The following is a 16,058-nucleotide window of genomic DNA, read 5'->3' as shown; positions in this document are numbered from 1 at the left end:
ACAACCGATAGTATGTTCAAAAGTGTAGCTAATATGTATAAAAATCAAGATTTCTTTCATCGACATATTTTTCAATTGTTGGTATATGTAATAAAATACCAAAGGGAATCTCTAGCGTAACACGTTAGAGATCCCCTTCTTCTTCATCCACTAGTTTTTGGTAAGGCATACCCGTTCGTAATACACCCTTCGTTTCTATCCCTCCAAGGCCCTTTTCTCCTGTTAATGTATTCCGCAGAACATCCCATACATTAATTCTTTCATCAAAAGGAGTAAAGCAAATTTTTGCAACGATATATACAGGGTCTAGAGCATGTATATTGACTCTTGAAGGTGAACTTGCATAATTTGCACCCGCTCTTATCAAAGACTCGAAGTGGGACTGACATGCACCTGCAAAAATAACGAGTTGATCTAAATGCGGAACTCTTTTTCTTGCCTGTCGAACTGTTTGAGCAAAATGACGCGAATGCCGATATGCCTTTAGTTCGGTAACCTTTCCCTTTGACTTTGAATATGCATCATGCCCAGTTATCACAAGTATGTCAGGTCTATATTTATCAAGTAGTTCATCAATCCTGTCTGGCATTTCCTTTTCATGACAGTGGACTCCATAAACAGGAACCCCTATTTTTTCATATAAAGCCAGGCACTTTTTTAAGTAATTGGGGTCACCATCAATATGGAGGACTCTTCCTGGGATTTGAAAAAACTCTGTATCATTTGAATACCCGCCTGTCGCATGGTATTCATTTTTTTGTCTAATTAACTGATAATCTTGTCGAAAGAGACGGTAGGAATGATCCACTTTTTCTCGATCTGTCCGTTGTCTCTTCTGTCTTTCGTTCTCATCGACTAGAACTAAATCATCATATGGGGCATCTGCAATCAACCTTACTTCTTCACCAAATAAATAAACAGTTTGATCATGTGTAATTTCTGTTACTTTAAACAACAAGTCAAACTGATATGATTTTCTTGCAACAATATCACCAACTTTTATTTCCATCCTCACCCACTCCAACTTCGAGGTAATTTGCGCTTATGAGATACCTACTTGTTAGCCTATGCAGAATAGCTAAAAGTGGTGAGAGGAAAGAAAGTTGGAGAACCAACAATATAAAAAAAGACCTACTATTCAGTAGGCCCTTTGTCTAATATCTTATACAATTCATTACTCAAGTGCCCGAATTCTTCGATCGATAATGTTTCTCCGCGACGTTTTGGATCGATATTTGAAGTAGCTAAACATCCTTCTATTACTTCTTTTAAAGCTTTGCCATTCGGAAGATTTGACGTTAAGTTATTTAAAATCGTCTTTCTTCTTTGCCCGAATGAAGCACGAACAACATCAAAAAAGAAGGATTCATTTTCAACCTTTACCGGAGGTTCCTTCCTTTTGATTAAACGAATCACGGCAGAGTCTACATTTGGTTGTGGAACAAATACGGTTCTTGGGACCGTCATGACAGTTTCAGCGGTGGTATAATACTGGATGGCAATTGATAGTGAGTTATAATCCTTTGTACCGGGTACAGCTGAAATCCGATCTGCTACTTCTTTTTGCAGCATTACAACAATGCCTCTTAATGGGATGTTTTCTGTTAAAAGTTTCATAATGATAGGTGTCGTTACATAATAAGGGAGGTTGGCAACTACCATAATATCGCTAGTTCCCTGCATTTTATCATGAATGACAGACTGTACGTCTGCTTTTAATACATCCTCATGGATAATCTCAACATTTGGATACGGAGATAACGTATCTGCTAAAATCGGCAAAAGTCGACCATCTATTTCAAATGCGACCACTTTTTTTGCCCGCTTAGCAAGCTGTTCGGTTAATGCCCCAATTCCTGGCCCAATTTCAATTGCACCTGTTTCCTCTGTAATTTCAGCGTGGTCAACTATGCGGTGGAGAATATTTGTATCAATTAAAAAGTTTTGTCCTAAGCTTTTCTTAAATGAAAACCCATGCTTTTCTAAAATTGCTCTTGTTCTTATAGGTGTGGCGATATCTTTAATCACTTTGCCTTTCCCCCTGTAGTACTTTTTCGACAGCCTCATCAAATGCCTCTTTTGTAATTTGGAACATTTGCAGGCGTTTATACAGCTGTTTTCCGTTAGTATAACCAATTTTCAAAAGGACGCCTAGCTTTTCTCTTCGTTCTTTTGCCTTGCTTCCTCCTATCAATCCTGCCCCCACCAGAGCGTCTAAGTCGATATCCGTGTAGAAGTCTTCCCGCTCTTGTTTAACCTCTGCTAAGGCCTTTCTAATCGCCTCTGGGGTAGCATGCTCAACTCCTACCTTTTTACCTGACTTCGCAAGTGCTTCTTTCTTTGGCAAAAAAGCATGCTTACATCCAGGAACAGCATTCGCCACAATTTTACGGATTCTCTCCCCCGGGTAGTCTGGATCTGTAAACACGATGACTCCTCTTACTTGTTGAGCGTGTTTAATTGTTTCTAAAACAGCTTGATTAACGGCTGAACCGTTTGTCTCAATTGTATCGGCATCAACCGCTCTTTTGATCGCTACGGTATCATCTTTGCCTTCTACAACAATTATTTCTTTTATTTTCATTTTTAGTGAAACCTTTCTCGATTTATTTCGTCTAACATTATAGATACAAATATTACATAATTATAACAAAAAAGACATAGACATAAAAAGAAAGGCACAGGGCGCTCAGCTTTAGGCGACAAGCATAAGACAAGCGCTGACAGAAGGTGTACTTTACCTTCCAAAGCGATTGGATTATGACCTCGAGAGCCGATGGTGCCATGTGCCAGACATAAAAAAACAGAGGAATATTCCTCTGTTCATTGCAAGTTAATTTAAGATTTGAATTTTCACCTTTCGTTGGCCCCAACGAAAAGCTTGAGATTTCTCCGAGAAAAAGACATCAATTTTATAACCTTTAATATCAGTTCCCTTGTCACCAGCTACTGCATAGCCATATCCTTCTACATACACTTTTGTACCTAAAGGAATGATACTAGGGTCAACCGCAATAACCTTAACATTTGGATTTGCACGAAGGTTAATTCCTGTTGCAGTTGTTCCTGAACAGCCACTACAATACGCAGTATATGCTGTAGATGAAACATAGAATTCTTTTGCAACATTACCTGTACCACGGGAAACCTGTTGAACAATTTCACGTGTACCGACTGCTACAACTTTATCCTTACTATCTTGTAAGGTTTCTGTTTTGATAAGATCTCTTGAAACTTCTTTTCCATTTTCAAGAACGACTTCGTAGTGCTTTGCAAGCTTACCTTCTTGACCAGGATTTACAACCTTTTGCTTGCCCTTATCAATGCTGTTGTCTTTTTTCTTAACAACTGCAAAGGCAACTGATTCTTCCACTACATCGGTGACTTTTTCTACTCGTACAACATTGACGACACTATTTGCTGTAATCTGTGCTTCCATTCCTGGTTCTACTCGATCCAATTCATTTAGTGTAACATTTTGACCTTTTAAAAAGTCAGCGACAGTAGTCGAAGTGGACCAAACTTGTGATTCGGTACCGCCGTCATTTAAAGTGAGTTGAAATGCTTTTTCAACTTCAACTTTCATATCTTCTTTTAACTTTGTATCTAAACTTGGATTGACTTTATCGTGTTCTGAAATTTCTACCTTAGTGTCTTTGAAAAGATCTCCCACGGTTTTGACTGTTGTCCAGACCTTTTGTGGTTGGTTATCAACTACAAGCTCAACCGGAATAGCCTCTTGCCACGTCACTTTCAAATTATCCTTGATTGCCGTATCCATTGATGGTGAAAGCTCGTCATGTTTCGAGACATCTATCTCTAAATCTTGTAGAACTTCTGCAACCGTGTTTGCGTGCGTCCTTATAACTTGCTCATTTCCATTTAATGATAGTGTAACTGTATCCTTTGTAGTTTCATATGTAGCATAACCTGTGCCGGCACCTACTAAGACTATAAAACTACTTATCGAGACTATTAATCTCTTTTTGTGCTTTGACTCGGAAAACAGTTTTTTCATGTTTTTAAGCAAATGAAAAACGCCTCCTTCTCTCAGTGGATTATATAAAGGATCTTTTATTCTGTCAACCCCACCCCTTTTTTCATTCACCGTACTAAATATTATGCAAGAAGAATTTTTAAAAAGGAAGAATTAGTTGTCGACAAAGATATATATGAGACAAAGGAGACATGTAGAACTTTTTCTAATTAACTTATTGTTGGACAAGCTATCCTATTTTTTGACAAAATTTGCTATCATTTTATGCCGAAAAATCGCTTCGCATTGTCGGATGTTTTTTGGGCAATTTCCTCAAAAGTGACCCCTTTTAGCTCCGCAATTTGCTCTGCTACATATTTCACATAGCTTGGTTCATTCCGTTTTCCTCGAAATGGATGTGGTGTTAAATAAGGACAATCCGTTTCAATTAATAGACGATCTAATGGAATTTCAGCTGCTACCTCTTTTGGTTTTTTCGCATTTTTAAAGGTAACGGGTCCACCAAATGACATGTAAAAGTTCATATCCATACATTGTTTTGCGACTTCAACACTACCAGTAAAGCAGTGCATAATGCCGCCGACCTCACTTGCCTTCTCTTCTTCTAATATTTCAATAATGTCGGCAGTTGCCTCTCGATTATGAATAATAATAGGTAGCTTTACTTTCTTTGCTAGTGCAATTTGCTTACGAAAGACTTTTTTTTGAATGTCTTTTGGCGACTTGTCCCAATAATAATCAAGACCCATTTCACCTAATGCTACGACCTTTGGATGGGAACAAAGTTCTTCAATCCATTTGAGGTCTTCATCTGTCATATCAATTGCATCCACTGGGTGCCACCCCACCGTAGCGTAAATAAACTCATATGTATCCGCTAATTCAATTGCTCTTGTAATCGTTTCACGGTCAAACCCAACGACTACAATTATTTCAACACCTTCACTTTGTGCTCTTTCAATAACTTCTTCTAAATCTTCTTGATACTGTATCGCATTTAAATGAGCATGTGTATCAATTAACATAGTTAAAACTCCTTTTTCCGTATGTAAAAGGGACAGAAATTTTCTGTCCCCTTTTGCTATTTTACTTTAGCTCCATTTGGTAGGCTTTGATCAATCGTTGCGACTGATAGCTTCCCATCAACAGACCCCGCTAAAATCATACCTTGTGATAATTCTCCACGTAATTTTACAGGTTTAAGATTTGTTACACAAATTACCTTCTTACCTACTAACTCCTCAGGAGTATAATATTGAGCAATACCAGAAACAACCTGACGTTTTTCAAAGCCTAAGTCTAATTGGAGTTTTAAAAGCTTATCGGCTTTTTTGACAGGCTCTACTTGAAGCACCTCTGCAACACGTAGCTCTACCTTCATAAAATCTTCAATCGTAATTTCTTCGGCTTGTTCCACTTCTTTTACAGGCTCTTCTTTTTTCGTACCACCCTGCATTTTTGCTTTTATATATTCTACTTCGTCGGCAATTTCTAATCGTGGGAAAATAGGCTCACCTTTTGAAACCTGAAGCCCTTCTTGTTTAATTCCAAACTCAGATATGCTTTCCCATGTTTTTAATGCTTCGTCTTTCATTCCAAGTTGTGTAAAAATCTCACCTGGAGTTTTGATTAAAAACGGCTCAAGCATAATTGCTGCAAAACGAAGGGATTCTGCAAGGTGACTCATAATTGAACCAAGTTCATCCTTTTTCGCTTCATCCTTTGCGACAACCCAAGGCTGAGTTTCATCAATATACTTATTTGTACGACTAATAAACTGCCATAGAGCTGTAAGCGCAACAGAAAACTCCATTTTTTCCATTGCGTCTTCATATTTAGAAACAGTGTCAACAGCAAAATTCGCTAACTGCGTATCATATTCTGATTGATTACCTTGATAGGTTGGAATAGTACCATCAAAATACCGTCCGATCATCGCAACAGTACGATTTAGTAAGTTTCCTAAGTCATTTGCCAAGTCAAAATTGATTCTTTCAACAAAGCCTTCAGGTGTAAATACACCATCTGCACCAAAAGGAACCTCACGTAGTAAATAATAACGAAGTGAGTCAAGCCCATAACGGTCAATTAATGTAACCGGGTCAACAACATTTCCTTTTGATTTTGACATTTTTCCATCCTTCATTAATAACCAACCATGAGCAAATACCTTTTTCGGTAGTGGTAGGTCTAATGCCATAAGCATAATTGGCCAGTAGATCGTATGGAAACGAACAATCTCTTTTCCTACTAAATGAACATCAGCAGGCCAATATTTTTGATATTTAGTATCATCATCAGTACCATAACCTAATGCCGTGATATAGTTTGATAAAGCATCGATCCACACATAGATGACGTGCTTTGGATCTCCTGGTACTTTAATACCCCAATCAAACGTTGTTCTTGATACAGCCAAATCCTCAAGACCAGGCTTAATAAAGTTATTAATCATTTCATTTTTACGTGATTCAGGTTGGATAAACTCCGGATTCTCTTCATAATACTGAAGCAAGCGATCTACATATTTGCTCATTTTGAAGAAATAGGATTCTTCCTTTACCTTTTCAACTGGACGGCCGCAGTCAGGGCAATTTCCATCCGCTAATTGTCTTTCCGTAAAGAAAGATTCACAAGGTGTACAATACCAGCCTTCGTATTTATCAAGGTAGATATCTCCTTGTTTAACAAGTTGGTCAAAAATCTTTTCGACAACCTTTTTATGACGATCTTCCGTAGTACGAATAAAATCATCATAAGAAATCTCAAGCTTTTGCCATAATTCTTGGATACCTGACACAATCTCATCAACATACGCTTGTGGGGTAACACCTTTTTCAGCTGCGGAACGTTGAATTTTTTGACCGTGCTCGTCGGTTCCTGTTAAAAACATTACATCATATCCACGTAGTCTTTTATATCGAGCCATAGCATCTGCTGCTACAGTTGTATATGCGTGTCCTATATGTAATTTTCCACTTGGATAATAAATGGGTGTAGTTAAATAAAATGTTTTATTTTCTTGTGCCATCGTTAAACCTCCTCTTATCAAATACACGTGTAGACATACTATTCATCTATTCCTATTATATCTACAAAATATACCTAAAGCACGAGAAAAGCGCAAGCGCCTGTAGCCCCTGCTCCTTGGAGAGAAAAAAAATCCCAAATTTTCGTATTTACATAGATATGTAAGCAAATTAAAAAGGAAACTATTCGACAAAAACAACATGAATTTTGTAGAATTTTGTCGAATTGAATTACCATTTTTCCCTTTATTATAGTACAGCATTTTTCCATAAAACAGTAGATTAAGTAAGTTAGGGTTTTTATAAAAGCCCGATGTTATAGGACACATGTACCATTATTATACATATTTTAAAAGAATTGTAGTTAAAAATGATTGACGTTAAATGGAAATCTTGATATTATTATCTAGAAATCAATTTGTCGAAAATTGACGATATAGAGAGATAAATAATAAAATATTGAGAGGAGAAAAAAGAAATGAAATCTACAGGTATTGTTCGTAAAGTTGATGAATTAGGTCGTGTGGTTATCCCTATCGAGCTTCGTCGTACATTAGACATCGCTGAAAAAGATGCGCTAGAAATTTATGTTGACGACGACAGAATTATTTTAAAGAAATACAAGCCAAATATGACTTGTCAAGTAACTGGTGAAATTTCAGATGATAATTTCACACTTGCTAATGGCAAGATTGTTCTTAGCCGTGAAGGTGCAGAACAAATTCTTAAAGAACTTCAAAACAATCTAACAGTTGTAAAATAATAATGATAGACGAAAAGCTTCTCGATTTGAGAAGCTTTTTTCTATTCTATAAACCATGGTATTCTTGGTAAATTTCTCTCTTTTGCTGATTTCGATCTTTTGCAACTTGTTTAATGGCTTCCTTCGTTGTCATGGACTCAGTCTCAACATAATGATTGACATGATGTTCAATCGTTAGCTCTTCCCACCATGCCTCCAAAACCTCTTCTTCACCTTGCTGCGCTCCTTCTACAACAAGACAGAATTCACCTCGAACGGTATCCTCTTCCGACCAAGTAAGAATTTCGTCTAAATCACCACGTATAAACTCCTCAAATTTCTTGGTTAATTCACGAGAAACTGTCACTTTACGATTTCCAAGTATCTCTCTCATAATCTTTAGTGTTTCTTTTAAACGATGTGGAGCTTCATAAAAAAGCAGTGTCGCTTGGATATGTACTAAACTCTCCAATTGTTTTCGTTTCGTCTTCTTATTACGGTCTAAAAATCCATAAAAATAAAAGGGTTGTGTACCAAGTCCCGAGGCTATTAATGATGTTAATGCCGCATTTGCACCTGGTAGAGGAACGACATACATCTTCTCCTGAACGGCTTCTACAACTAACTCATAGCCCGGATCAGAAATTGTCGGCATTCCGGCATCACTTACAATTGCCACATCTTTACCATCACGCAGGAGCGAAAGTATTTTTTCGCCACTCACCTTTTTATTATGTTCATGATAACTTATAACCGGTGTTTCAATTTCAAAGTGATTGCAAAGTTTCCTTGTTTGCCTTGTATCCTCAGCCGCAATAACTGCTGATTCTTTCAACGTTTTAATCGCTCGAAAAGTCATATCTTCCAAGTTCCCAATCGGGGTCGGAACGAGATATAACGTTCCATATTCATAATTTGGTTGAAAGCTTTTTTGCTGCCACATATCGCTCCCCACTTTCCATAGCAAGCAACCGTTCTTTCTCAGGCCGCTTCAGTCGTTTAAATCTATATTCTGCACGCATTGCTTCTTCCTTCGTTTCAAATTCCTGAGAAAACAAGAGGGTAATGGGACCCCTTCCTCTTGTATATTTGGCCCCTTTACCTTCGTTGTGCTTTTTCAAACGTTCCTCAACATTAGTTGTATATCCTGCATAAAGGCTTCCATCCTTGCACTCTACAACATAGAAATAATGATTATTCGTCCCCATAGAGAATCTTCCTTATCTCTTTTGTATACTCATTCTGCTCATCGTATACATATAGAGGCGGTAAAATTTTCAGGTCTGGATTTCCAAACTTAATCCCTTCAACCAAAATTGTATTTGCTTCTTTACCAAGTCTCGGATAAACAAATTGCAAGCGTTTTGGCTCTATTTGATATTGTCTCATTAAGGTAAGGATATCCATTAATCTGCCTGGTCGATGGACGAATGCAACCTTTCCTCCTTGCTTGACCAATTGGCTACTAACACGAATGACATCCTCTAATGTGCAATAAATTTCATGGCGAGCAATCTTAAGGTATTCATTTTGATTCATTTCATCCGCCTTTGATGTTGGAAAATATGGCGGGTTGCAGGTTACCACATCAAACTTTCCTTGACCTAGCTGATCAGGCATGTCCTTAATATCACCGTGAATGACCGAAAGTTGGGTAGAAAGCTCATTGTATTCAATACTTCGTTTGGCCATGTCATAAATGCGCTCTTGAATTTCAACACCGGTAATTTCTGCTTTTGACCGTCTACTTAGTAGCAGTGGAATAACTCCATTACCTGTACATAGATCAATGATTTTTCCTTTTTGAATGGGCACATATACAAAACGAGCTAAAAGTACTGTATCCAATGAAAAAGCAAAAGCAGATGGGCTTTGGATGATTCTCAAGTTTTCCGCTAATAAATGATCTAATCTCTCATCATCGTATAATTGAACCATTGCATTCCGTTTCCTTCCCTATGATTATCTAACTATTATTATAAACGTATTGTTTGAAAATGAAAAAGCCCTCTCCTATTTAGGAAAGGACCTACTTCTTATTTAAAAAGGAGAGACAAAATAAACAGTCACCCTCAGTACGGACACTTCCATAATGAACATTGCAAATATGGAAACCTTCCTGATAGAGTCTTGCTAAATTATCATATCCCTCACCAATATCAACTTGCTTTGCTTCTTGTAAAGCCTTGTCAGCTTTTTCTTCTTTTTTCTTTGAAATGGATTGATCAAGTCGACGACGTAAAAGGTCATTCTCCATTTTCAAATTATGATTCTCTTCAAGTAATTGCCCAAGATGTTCTTTCAATTCTCCTAGTTGAGTATACAGATTGCCAATTTGTTTCTCCATACTACTAACAGATTCAAAAATATCTTTTTTGTCCACGCATTCCACCTCGTTATTCTGTGGCTTGAATCGAAATCGCTCCTTCTTTCTGTAGTTCCTCCCACGTATATTCAACAACACGTTCACGACCTACTATTTCTAGCTGTAATACTCGTTCTAAAATATTGAGCCCGACAACCTTCGCTTTACCACTAGCTGTTTCAATCATTTCGCCAAGGTCTGGAAGCTGCTCTTTTGCACTTTCATACTCATCGTTCTCGTATTTTAGACAGCACATTAATCGGCCGCATAAACCTGATATTTTAGTAGGGTTCAGTGACAGATTTTGATCTTTCGCCATTTTGATTGAAACAGGCTCAAAATCCCCTAAGAAGGTCGAGCAACAAAGCATTCTTCCACATGGACCAATTCCACCAAGCATCTTGGCTTCATCACGTACCCCTATTTGCCTTAATTCGATTCTCGTACGGAAGATTGCCGCTAAATCTTTCACTAACTCTCGGAAATCAACTCGTCCATCTGCTGTAAAATAGAAGATCACTTTATTTCTATCAAACGTATATTCAACATCAACAAGCTTCATATCAAGGCTGTGTTCAACTACCTTGCCTTGACACACATTATACGCCTCTGTAGCAGCTTGTTTATTTTCCTCTACAATTAATTTATCCTTAGAATCCGCAATACGGATGACCTTTTTTAACGGAAGTACGATGTCATTTTCATCGACTTGTTTTTTATTTATGACAACCTTACCAAACTCAATTCCTCTGACCGTTTCTACAATGACGTATTCACCGTCAGGAATTGTAAAACCGTTTGGGTCAAAGTAATATATTTTTCCCGCTTTTTTAAAGCGTACACCAACTACATCATACAAGCTTATATCCCTCCTGTAACTTTATTACCAATTGTTCCATTAATAAATGTGGGTTCATGTTGGTGTATAGACGACGCTTCGCCTCTAAAACCGTTGCTATCTGATCACTTACACGTCTAGTAGACGTCTTGAGTGCATATTGTTTAAAGCTAGTAATCTGGTCATGAAAGATAAGCTTCTCTTCATCACCCAACTGTATATATAATAAATCTTTATAAATAAGCAATAATATATCTAAACCAAAGCTAAGCTGCTCTTTCTCTTTAAAATGAGGTAACCATTGGTCCTGCAAAAAAAAGAAAGCGTGAGTTGGCCTTGTATTGATTACTTCATATAATTGTAACACTATTGAACGGGACTGTCCAAACCAAGCATCCGTGCTTAACTCACGTGCCTCTTCCAAATTATTCGTTGTATGAGCAACAAGCGAAGCCATAGTAGGAGAGATCCCTTCATCAATGAGTCGCTCAGAAATTACCTTTGGAGCAAGAGGCCGAAATGATAAAATTTGACATCTAGACAAAATCGTATTTAAAATCCGATGGATCTGCTCAGTTAGCAAGATGGCCACTGTTTGGCTTGTCGGCTCTTCAAGGAATTTGAGCAAACTATTTGCAGCATTTGTTGTCATTTTATCAGCATGGTTAATTACATAAACTTTACGATTTGATTCCACACCCGTTTTTGAAAACTCTTCTTGTAACGCTTGAATCTGCCATTTTTTAATCGATAGACCATCTGGCTCGATGACATGAACATCGGGATGGTTGCCCGATGTAATTCTGCGGCAATTCGTACATTCATTACAAGGTTTGTACTCAACAGGATGCTGACAGAAAAGACTTTTTGCCAAAAGAAAGCCGACTTCCTTTTTACCTGTACCTCGGCTTCCCTCAAATAAATAAGCATGGGCCACTCTGTTCTTCTTGAGACTATTTTCAACCATCTTTAAGACCAGTGGCTGATATTCCTGAAGTTGTTCCCATGTTTTTTCCACCATACATCACTCTTTCAATCACGTATACAAGTTGATTAATAATCCTTTAATAAATCCAACTTTTCCAAGAATATCGATTGACCCTCTTTCCTGGTCAACCATTTGTTCGGTTAAATCCAATAGTTCCTTGTCAATTTCCTCAACAAGTTTATGCGTTCTCCCTTGTCCATTAAAATTCCAACTATGGGACTGCTTTATATCCATTCCGTATTCAACGGCCTCATGGATAAAACGCTTTACAAGAGATTTATAGGAAGCCAAATCCTGAAAGGTTTGAGAGCGAGAGAGTCGTTCCCCCGCCATGTCAATTTGAGAAAGCAGCTTCGTCAATTGCTCCATTTGAAGTTTATTTTCTTCCTGATGGACAAATTTACTAAAGTTCACATTTCCCGATACCTTATTGGATTGGTTAGTTTGATTCTTATCTATGTTTACGCGAAAATCCTGGTTTATTTTCATGAACTAATAGTCACACCTCTTATCAAATACGCCTTGGCGTATTTGCGCCCGATTTTTAGGCCCACAGGAAGTGGGTCATAAAGACGTTGCCACAGGAGGTGGCGTTATTAGTCTTTAATCTTACTGCTCGAAAAACTTCCATTGAAAAATCGTGGCATCCGCCGGAGGCTTTAACTTTATTAAGTGGGAGTCTGTACTCTCACTTAATAAAGTTAAAATTGGTGAAAATCATCAATCGGCAACACAAACACTGTAGCTCCACCCACTTCAACCTTCACAGGGAATGGAACAAAGGAATCTGCATTTCCACCCATTGGTGAAACAGGTGCAATCATTTGCTCCCGATGTTTGCAATTATCCTTAATAATGTCTAATAATTTATTTACACGGATGTCCTCCGTTCCCACAAGGAACGTAGTATTACCTGATTTTAGAAAACCACCTGTTGTAGCAAGCTTTGTTGCTCGGAAATTATGTTCGACTAATGCTTGTGACAAACGGTTACTGTCTTTGTCCTGCACAACTGCAACGACTAGCTTCATCGTTTAGCCTCCCTTTATTTTATCACTTTTACTTGTTCCTTCATATTACGAAATTTGGTAACTATTTGTGCGAATATCCATGTTGTCTTTATTCTATAACAAGTATAGCCAGAACGAAAATAAAAACCTCAAAAATCATCAGACTTTTGAGGCAATTCATTGGATTTACTTGTTATTCAAATGCGTTTCAATAATTTCAAATGCTTCCTTTGCCACAACATCAAGCGAATTCTCAGCATTTATGGTATAAAAGCGATCCTTAAAACGATCTGCAACTTTTAAATAACCATCATAAACCTTTTGGTGAAAAGAAAGATTCTCGAGGTCAAGTCGATTAACCTCCCTTTCATCATTCTTTCCAATTCTTGTTAACCCCTTTTTAGGCTTAATATCAAAGAAAAGTGTTAACGACGGCATTAACCCATTAATAGCAAATTCATTAATAGATAAAACTTCATCGATTCCAAGTCCGCGTGCATACCCTTGATAGGCTAGTGAACTATCAACAAAGCGATCACATAAAACAATTTTTCCTTGTTCTAATGCAGGTATGACTTTCTCCACTAAATGTTGACGACGCGAAGCCGCATATAAAAGTGCTTCTGTACGCCCATCCATTTGTATATTATTTTTATCTAGAATAACGGAACGGATTTGCTCTGCTATATCAATTCCACCTGGTTCTCTGGTGGAAATGACATCATACCCTTTTCGAGTAAACTTCTCCTGGAGGATTCCTAATACAGTTGTTTTACCTGCACCCTCAGGCCCTTCAAACGTAATAAAATAACCAGCCACTTCGATTCAAGCCCCTTACATCTCTAATATCTTTATATATTTTTCTTTCATATCTCCACCTTGGAAATGTGAACCAGCCTCAGTATAGGTATTTAGAATTTCAATGTGTCGTTTAGTGACACGTTCGCCTTCCATAAGGACAGGTATTCCAGGGGGATACGGTATAATCATTTCTCCGGAAATGTTTCCAAGTGCATCTTGAAAGGAAACAACCTTTTTATTGTACCCTTTAATTTCATTATAGCAAAGAGCAAGGGTAGAAATTATCTCCGTTTCATGATGCACATCAATAATAGTCTTTTTAATTGGTGTATACTTTTGTACAGCATTTCTTATTTTTAAGAAGGCCCCATCGGCATCAAATGCCTCTGATAAAGGCAACACAAGCAAGACATTGTTAGGATCAGCCATTTCCGTAAAGAGTCCTTCTTCTTCAAAGGCACTTTGGAGTTGAAATCCATTAAGCTCACATTGAGATTGCACCGTTAGCTTTAACAAATCTGTTTCGACATCTGGATTGGCTGAAGTGACGACTTTTATTTGCGGAATCTCCTCTAGCCTTTGGCTGAACTCTTTGATTTGTTTAATGTTCTTATTCGAACCATTCCTTTTTTGTAATGCAAGATAATGCCTCGCAAGGTCCAGCGATGCCATAATTGGATAAGATGGGCTGCTAGACTGCAATAGTTGAAGATATGTTTCTACCTCTCCAGGCTTAATGATCTCACTATTCACGTGTAGGAAAGATCCCATTGTCATCGCCGGAAGAGTCTTGTGTGCCGAATGCACCACGATGTCAGCCCCTAAAGATATTGCCGATGAAGGAAACCCTTCTAACACAAAATGGGCTCCATGCGCTTCATCAATCAGAACTACCGCCCCTTTTTCATGGGCAAAACAAATAATCTGGGATAGTTCAGTTTGATTCACCATTCCATAATAGTTAGGACTGGTTAAAATTATAGCTTTTATATTCGGAAACATCCTAAATGCCTCTTTTACTGTATTAAAGGAAATAAACGAGGCAACTTGAACTTCATCATCATATGTAGGTTGAGCAAAAACAGGCCGAACTCCTGCCAACTTTAAGCCATTCAAAATGGACTTATGTGAATTTCTCTGAACTAAAACAGTATCCTCGGGTGAACATGCTGCAAGTATCATCGCTAAATTTCCAACGGTAGATCCATTCACTAAAAAATAGCTTTTCTCCACTCCATATAAATCAGCTAATAATGCTTCACTTTCTAGTATGACACCTTCCGGATGATGTAGGTCATCAAGCCCTGTTAGTTCAGTTGCATCAATTTCTAACACTTTATGAAAATAGGAATACCCCTTATTCGAGAATACTTGTCCATATTTATGTCCTGGAACATGCATCGATTGAGGCTTCCTTCTCGCATGACGATCTAAGGCATCAAACAATGGCGTTTGTTGTTGATTCATAATTATAGAGACCTTTCTTATGTAATTTACTTATTATAAAACAAAAAAGGGACCTATACCACTAGGTCCTAAGCAAGAACTTGGGATTGCACCTAACGCAAAAGCCAATTCCAAGTTTTATTGTCATAAAATGTGCCAGGCAAATTGTAATCACCTGTTTTACAAGCTTGCAAGACACATTAAAACTATGAATATATCTCAGGTGTCGAAACCTTTTTAAGCTGGTCTAAGTAAAATTGGTACTTCGGATCATTTGTTTCCGTACGAACCATATCTTGCTCACAATCCAAACAAATGAATCTTGTATAAAGGTGTATGCCTCTCTTTTTCTCTTGCTCACATATAATACACGTTTCCCCATAATGATTCCTATTTGCAAGTGTACTCACTGCCTCCACCTCCATACTTCCTATTTTGTCCGGACTCGCTAAAATGTATACACAATTATAAAAATAACGAACAGTTCTAATTGAGTTTATTTAGTAATCTATGAAGAAAGGGAGCTAGTTTGTGTATGTCTTAGTTTAAAAAGTTTGAATGCATTCTAAAAAGGAGTAATCTACGGAGCATTCGTTACTATTTAACCTGTTCAGAGCTTTATATGGGCACGTATCAGTCTTTTACGTTCCCATTTCCTCCAACACAATCTCCAAAAGGGTATGATTAACTGCTTTGTGGTATAGCACTTATTGTTTCTCGATATGGCGATATACCGTTTAAGCTGTTTGCGGTATACCACTTATTGTTTCTCGGGCTGGTGATATACCGTTTAAGCTGTTTCCGGTATAGTATTTATCGTTTCTCGATCTCGTGTTATATCG

General features: G+C 37.7%; 18 protein-coding genes. 1 reads left to right on the top strand and 17 read right to left on the bottom strand.

Going from position 1 to position 16,058, the window contains the following annotated elements; all coding sequences use genetic code 11:
- Nucleotides 1-124: 124 nt before the first annotated feature.
- From yabG to metG, 6 genes are all read right to left on the bottom strand, one after another.
- Nucleotides 125-1,009, bottom strand: a complete 885-nt coding sequence (gene yabG / locus ACFSFW_RS09810; protein WP_304220215.1) for a sporulation peptidase YabG — start codon at nucleotides 1,007-1,009, stop codon at nucleotides 125-127.
- 125 nt (nucleotides 1,010-1,134) lie between these two features.
- Complete coding sequence (rsmA, locus tag ACFSFW_RS09805) at nucleotides 1,135-2,067, bottom strand: 16S rRNA (adenine(1518)-N(6)/adenine(1519)-N(6))-dimethyltransferase RsmA (RefSeq protein ID WP_388037579.1); 933 nt, start codon at nucleotides 2,065-2,067, stop codon at nucleotides 1,135-1,137.
- On the bottom strand, nucleotides 2,021-2,584 hold the full coding sequence (rnmV, locus tag ACFSFW_RS09800; protein ID WP_388037576.1) for a ribonuclease M5: 564 nt from the start codon (nucleotides 2,582-2,584) through the stop codon (nucleotides 2,021-2,023). The genes rsmA and rnmV overlap by 47 nt, the downstream gene beginning before the upstream one ends.
- A 249-nt stretch (nucleotides 2,585-2,833) precedes the next feature.
- Nucleotides 2,834-4,030: a resuscitation-promoting factor gene (locus ACFSFW_RS09795; protein WP_304220212.1), complete on the bottom strand. Its 1,197-nt coding sequence runs from the start codon at nucleotides 4,028-4,030 to the stop codon at nucleotides 2,834-2,836.
- Between the two features lie 224 nt (nucleotides 4,031-4,254).
- Entirely contained in the window at nucleotides 4,255-5,022 is a 768-nt protein-coding gene (locus tag ACFSFW_RS09790) for a TatD family hydrolase (protein WP_388037572.1), read from the bottom strand.
- 56 nt (nucleotides 5,023-5,078) lie between these two features.
- Nucleotides 5,079-7,028 (bottom strand): methionine--tRNA ligase, encoded by a 1,950-nt coding sequence (gene metG / locus ACFSFW_RS09785; protein WP_304220211.1) that lies wholly within the window; start codon nucleotides 7,026-7,028, stop codon nucleotides 5,079-5,081.
- 476 nt (nucleotides 7,029-7,504) lie between these two features.
- Between metG and abrB the strand changes: the two genes are divergently transcribed.
- Complete coding sequence (gene abrB, locus ACFSFW_RS09780) at nucleotides 7,505-7,789, top strand: transition state genes transcriptional regulator AbrB (RefSeq protein WP_121449317.1); 285 nt, start codon at nucleotides 7,505-7,507, stop codon at nucleotides 7,787-7,789.
- Between the two features lie 46 nt (nucleotides 7,790-7,835).
- Here abrB and rsmI read toward each other — a convergent pair whose 3' ends face one another.
- The 11 genes from rsmI to ACFSFW_RS09725 form a co-directional block, all read right to left on the bottom strand.
- Nucleotides 7,836-8,711, bottom strand: coding sequence for a 16S rRNA (cytidine(1402)-2'-O)-methyltransferase (gene rsmI / locus ACFSFW_RS09775; protein ID WP_388037567.1), 876 nt, complete (start codon nucleotides 8,709-8,711; stop codon nucleotides 7,836-7,838).
- Nucleotides 8,677-8,976, bottom strand: coding sequence for a GIY-YIG nuclease family protein (locus ACFSFW_RS09770; RefSeq protein WP_304220209.1), 300 nt, complete (start codon nucleotides 8,974-8,976; stop codon nucleotides 8,677-8,679). The genes rsmI and ACFSFW_RS09770 overlap by 35 nt, the downstream gene beginning before the upstream one ends.
- The gene (locus ACFSFW_RS09765; RefSeq protein WP_388037562.1) at nucleotides 8,963-9,706 is read right to left on the bottom strand and encodes a tRNA1(Val) (adenine(37)-N6)-methyltransferase; all 744 of its coding nucleotides are present in this window, start codon (nucleotides 9,704-9,706) and stop codon (nucleotides 8,963-8,965) included. The genes ACFSFW_RS09770 and ACFSFW_RS09765 overlap by 14 nt, the downstream gene beginning before the upstream one ends.
- A 91-nt stretch (nucleotides 9,707-9,797) precedes the next feature.
- Complete coding sequence (gene yabA, locus ACFSFW_RS09760; protein WP_099353535.1) at nucleotides 9,798-10,151, bottom strand: DNA replication initiation control protein YabA; 354 nt, start codon at nucleotides 10,149-10,151, stop codon at nucleotides 9,798-9,800.
- A 13-nt stretch (nucleotides 10,152-10,164) separates the two neighbouring features.
- Nucleotides 10,165-10,992, bottom strand: coding sequence for a competence/sporulation regulator complex protein RicT (ricT, locus tag ACFSFW_RS09755; protein WP_304220207.1), 828 nt, complete (start codon nucleotides 10,990-10,992; stop codon nucleotides 10,165-10,167).
- Entirely contained in the window at nucleotides 10,985-11,989 is a 1,005-nt protein-coding gene (holB, locus tag ACFSFW_RS09750) for a DNA polymerase III subunit delta' (RefSeq protein ID WP_304220206.1), read from the bottom strand. Before holB ends, ricT begins: the two co-directional genes overlap by 8 nt.
- 18 nt (nucleotides 11,990-12,007) lie before the next feature.
- Nucleotides 12,008-12,448 carry a YaaR family protein gene (locus ACFSFW_RS09745; protein WP_304220205.1) on the bottom strand — a complete coding sequence of 147 codons (441 nt, stop codon included), beginning with the start codon at nucleotides 12,446-12,448 and terminating at the stop codon, nucleotides 12,008-12,010.
- Nucleotides 12,449-12,660: 212 nt separating this feature from the next.
- Nucleotides 12,661-12,990 (bottom strand): cyclic di-AMP receptor DarA, encoded by a 330-nt coding sequence (gene darA, locus ACFSFW_RS09740; protein WP_099353538.1) that lies wholly within the window; start codon nucleotides 12,988-12,990, stop codon nucleotides 12,661-12,663.
- 165 nt (nucleotides 12,991-13,155) lie between these two features.
- Entirely contained in the window at nucleotides 13,156-13,788 is a 633-nt protein-coding gene (tmk, locus tag ACFSFW_RS09735) for a dTMP kinase (RefSeq protein WP_388037556.1), read from the bottom strand.
- A gap of 15 nt (nucleotides 13,789-13,803) precedes the next feature.
- On the bottom strand, nucleotides 13,804-15,237 hold the full coding sequence (locus ACFSFW_RS09730) for an aminotransferase class I/II-fold pyridoxal phosphate-dependent enzyme (RefSeq protein WP_388037553.1): 1,434 nt from the start codon (nucleotides 15,235-15,237) through the stop codon (nucleotides 13,804-13,806).
- Between the two features lie 185 nt (nucleotides 15,238-15,422).
- On the bottom strand, nucleotides 15,423-15,641 hold the full coding sequence (locus ACFSFW_RS09725) for a sigma factor G inhibitor Gin (protein ID WP_388037551.1): 219 nt from the start codon (nucleotides 15,639-15,641) through the stop codon (nucleotides 15,423-15,425).
- Between the last annotated feature and the right edge of the window lie 417 nt (nucleotides 15,642-16,058).

The organism is Ferdinandcohnia salidurans, assembly GCF_042680725.1.
In the GTDB taxonomy this organism is placed as follows: Bacteria; Bacillota; Bacilli; order Bacillales; family Bacillaceae_L; genus Ferdinandcohnia; species Ferdinandcohnia salidurans.
This window is presented reverse-complemented; position numbering and strand designations above follow the sequence as displayed.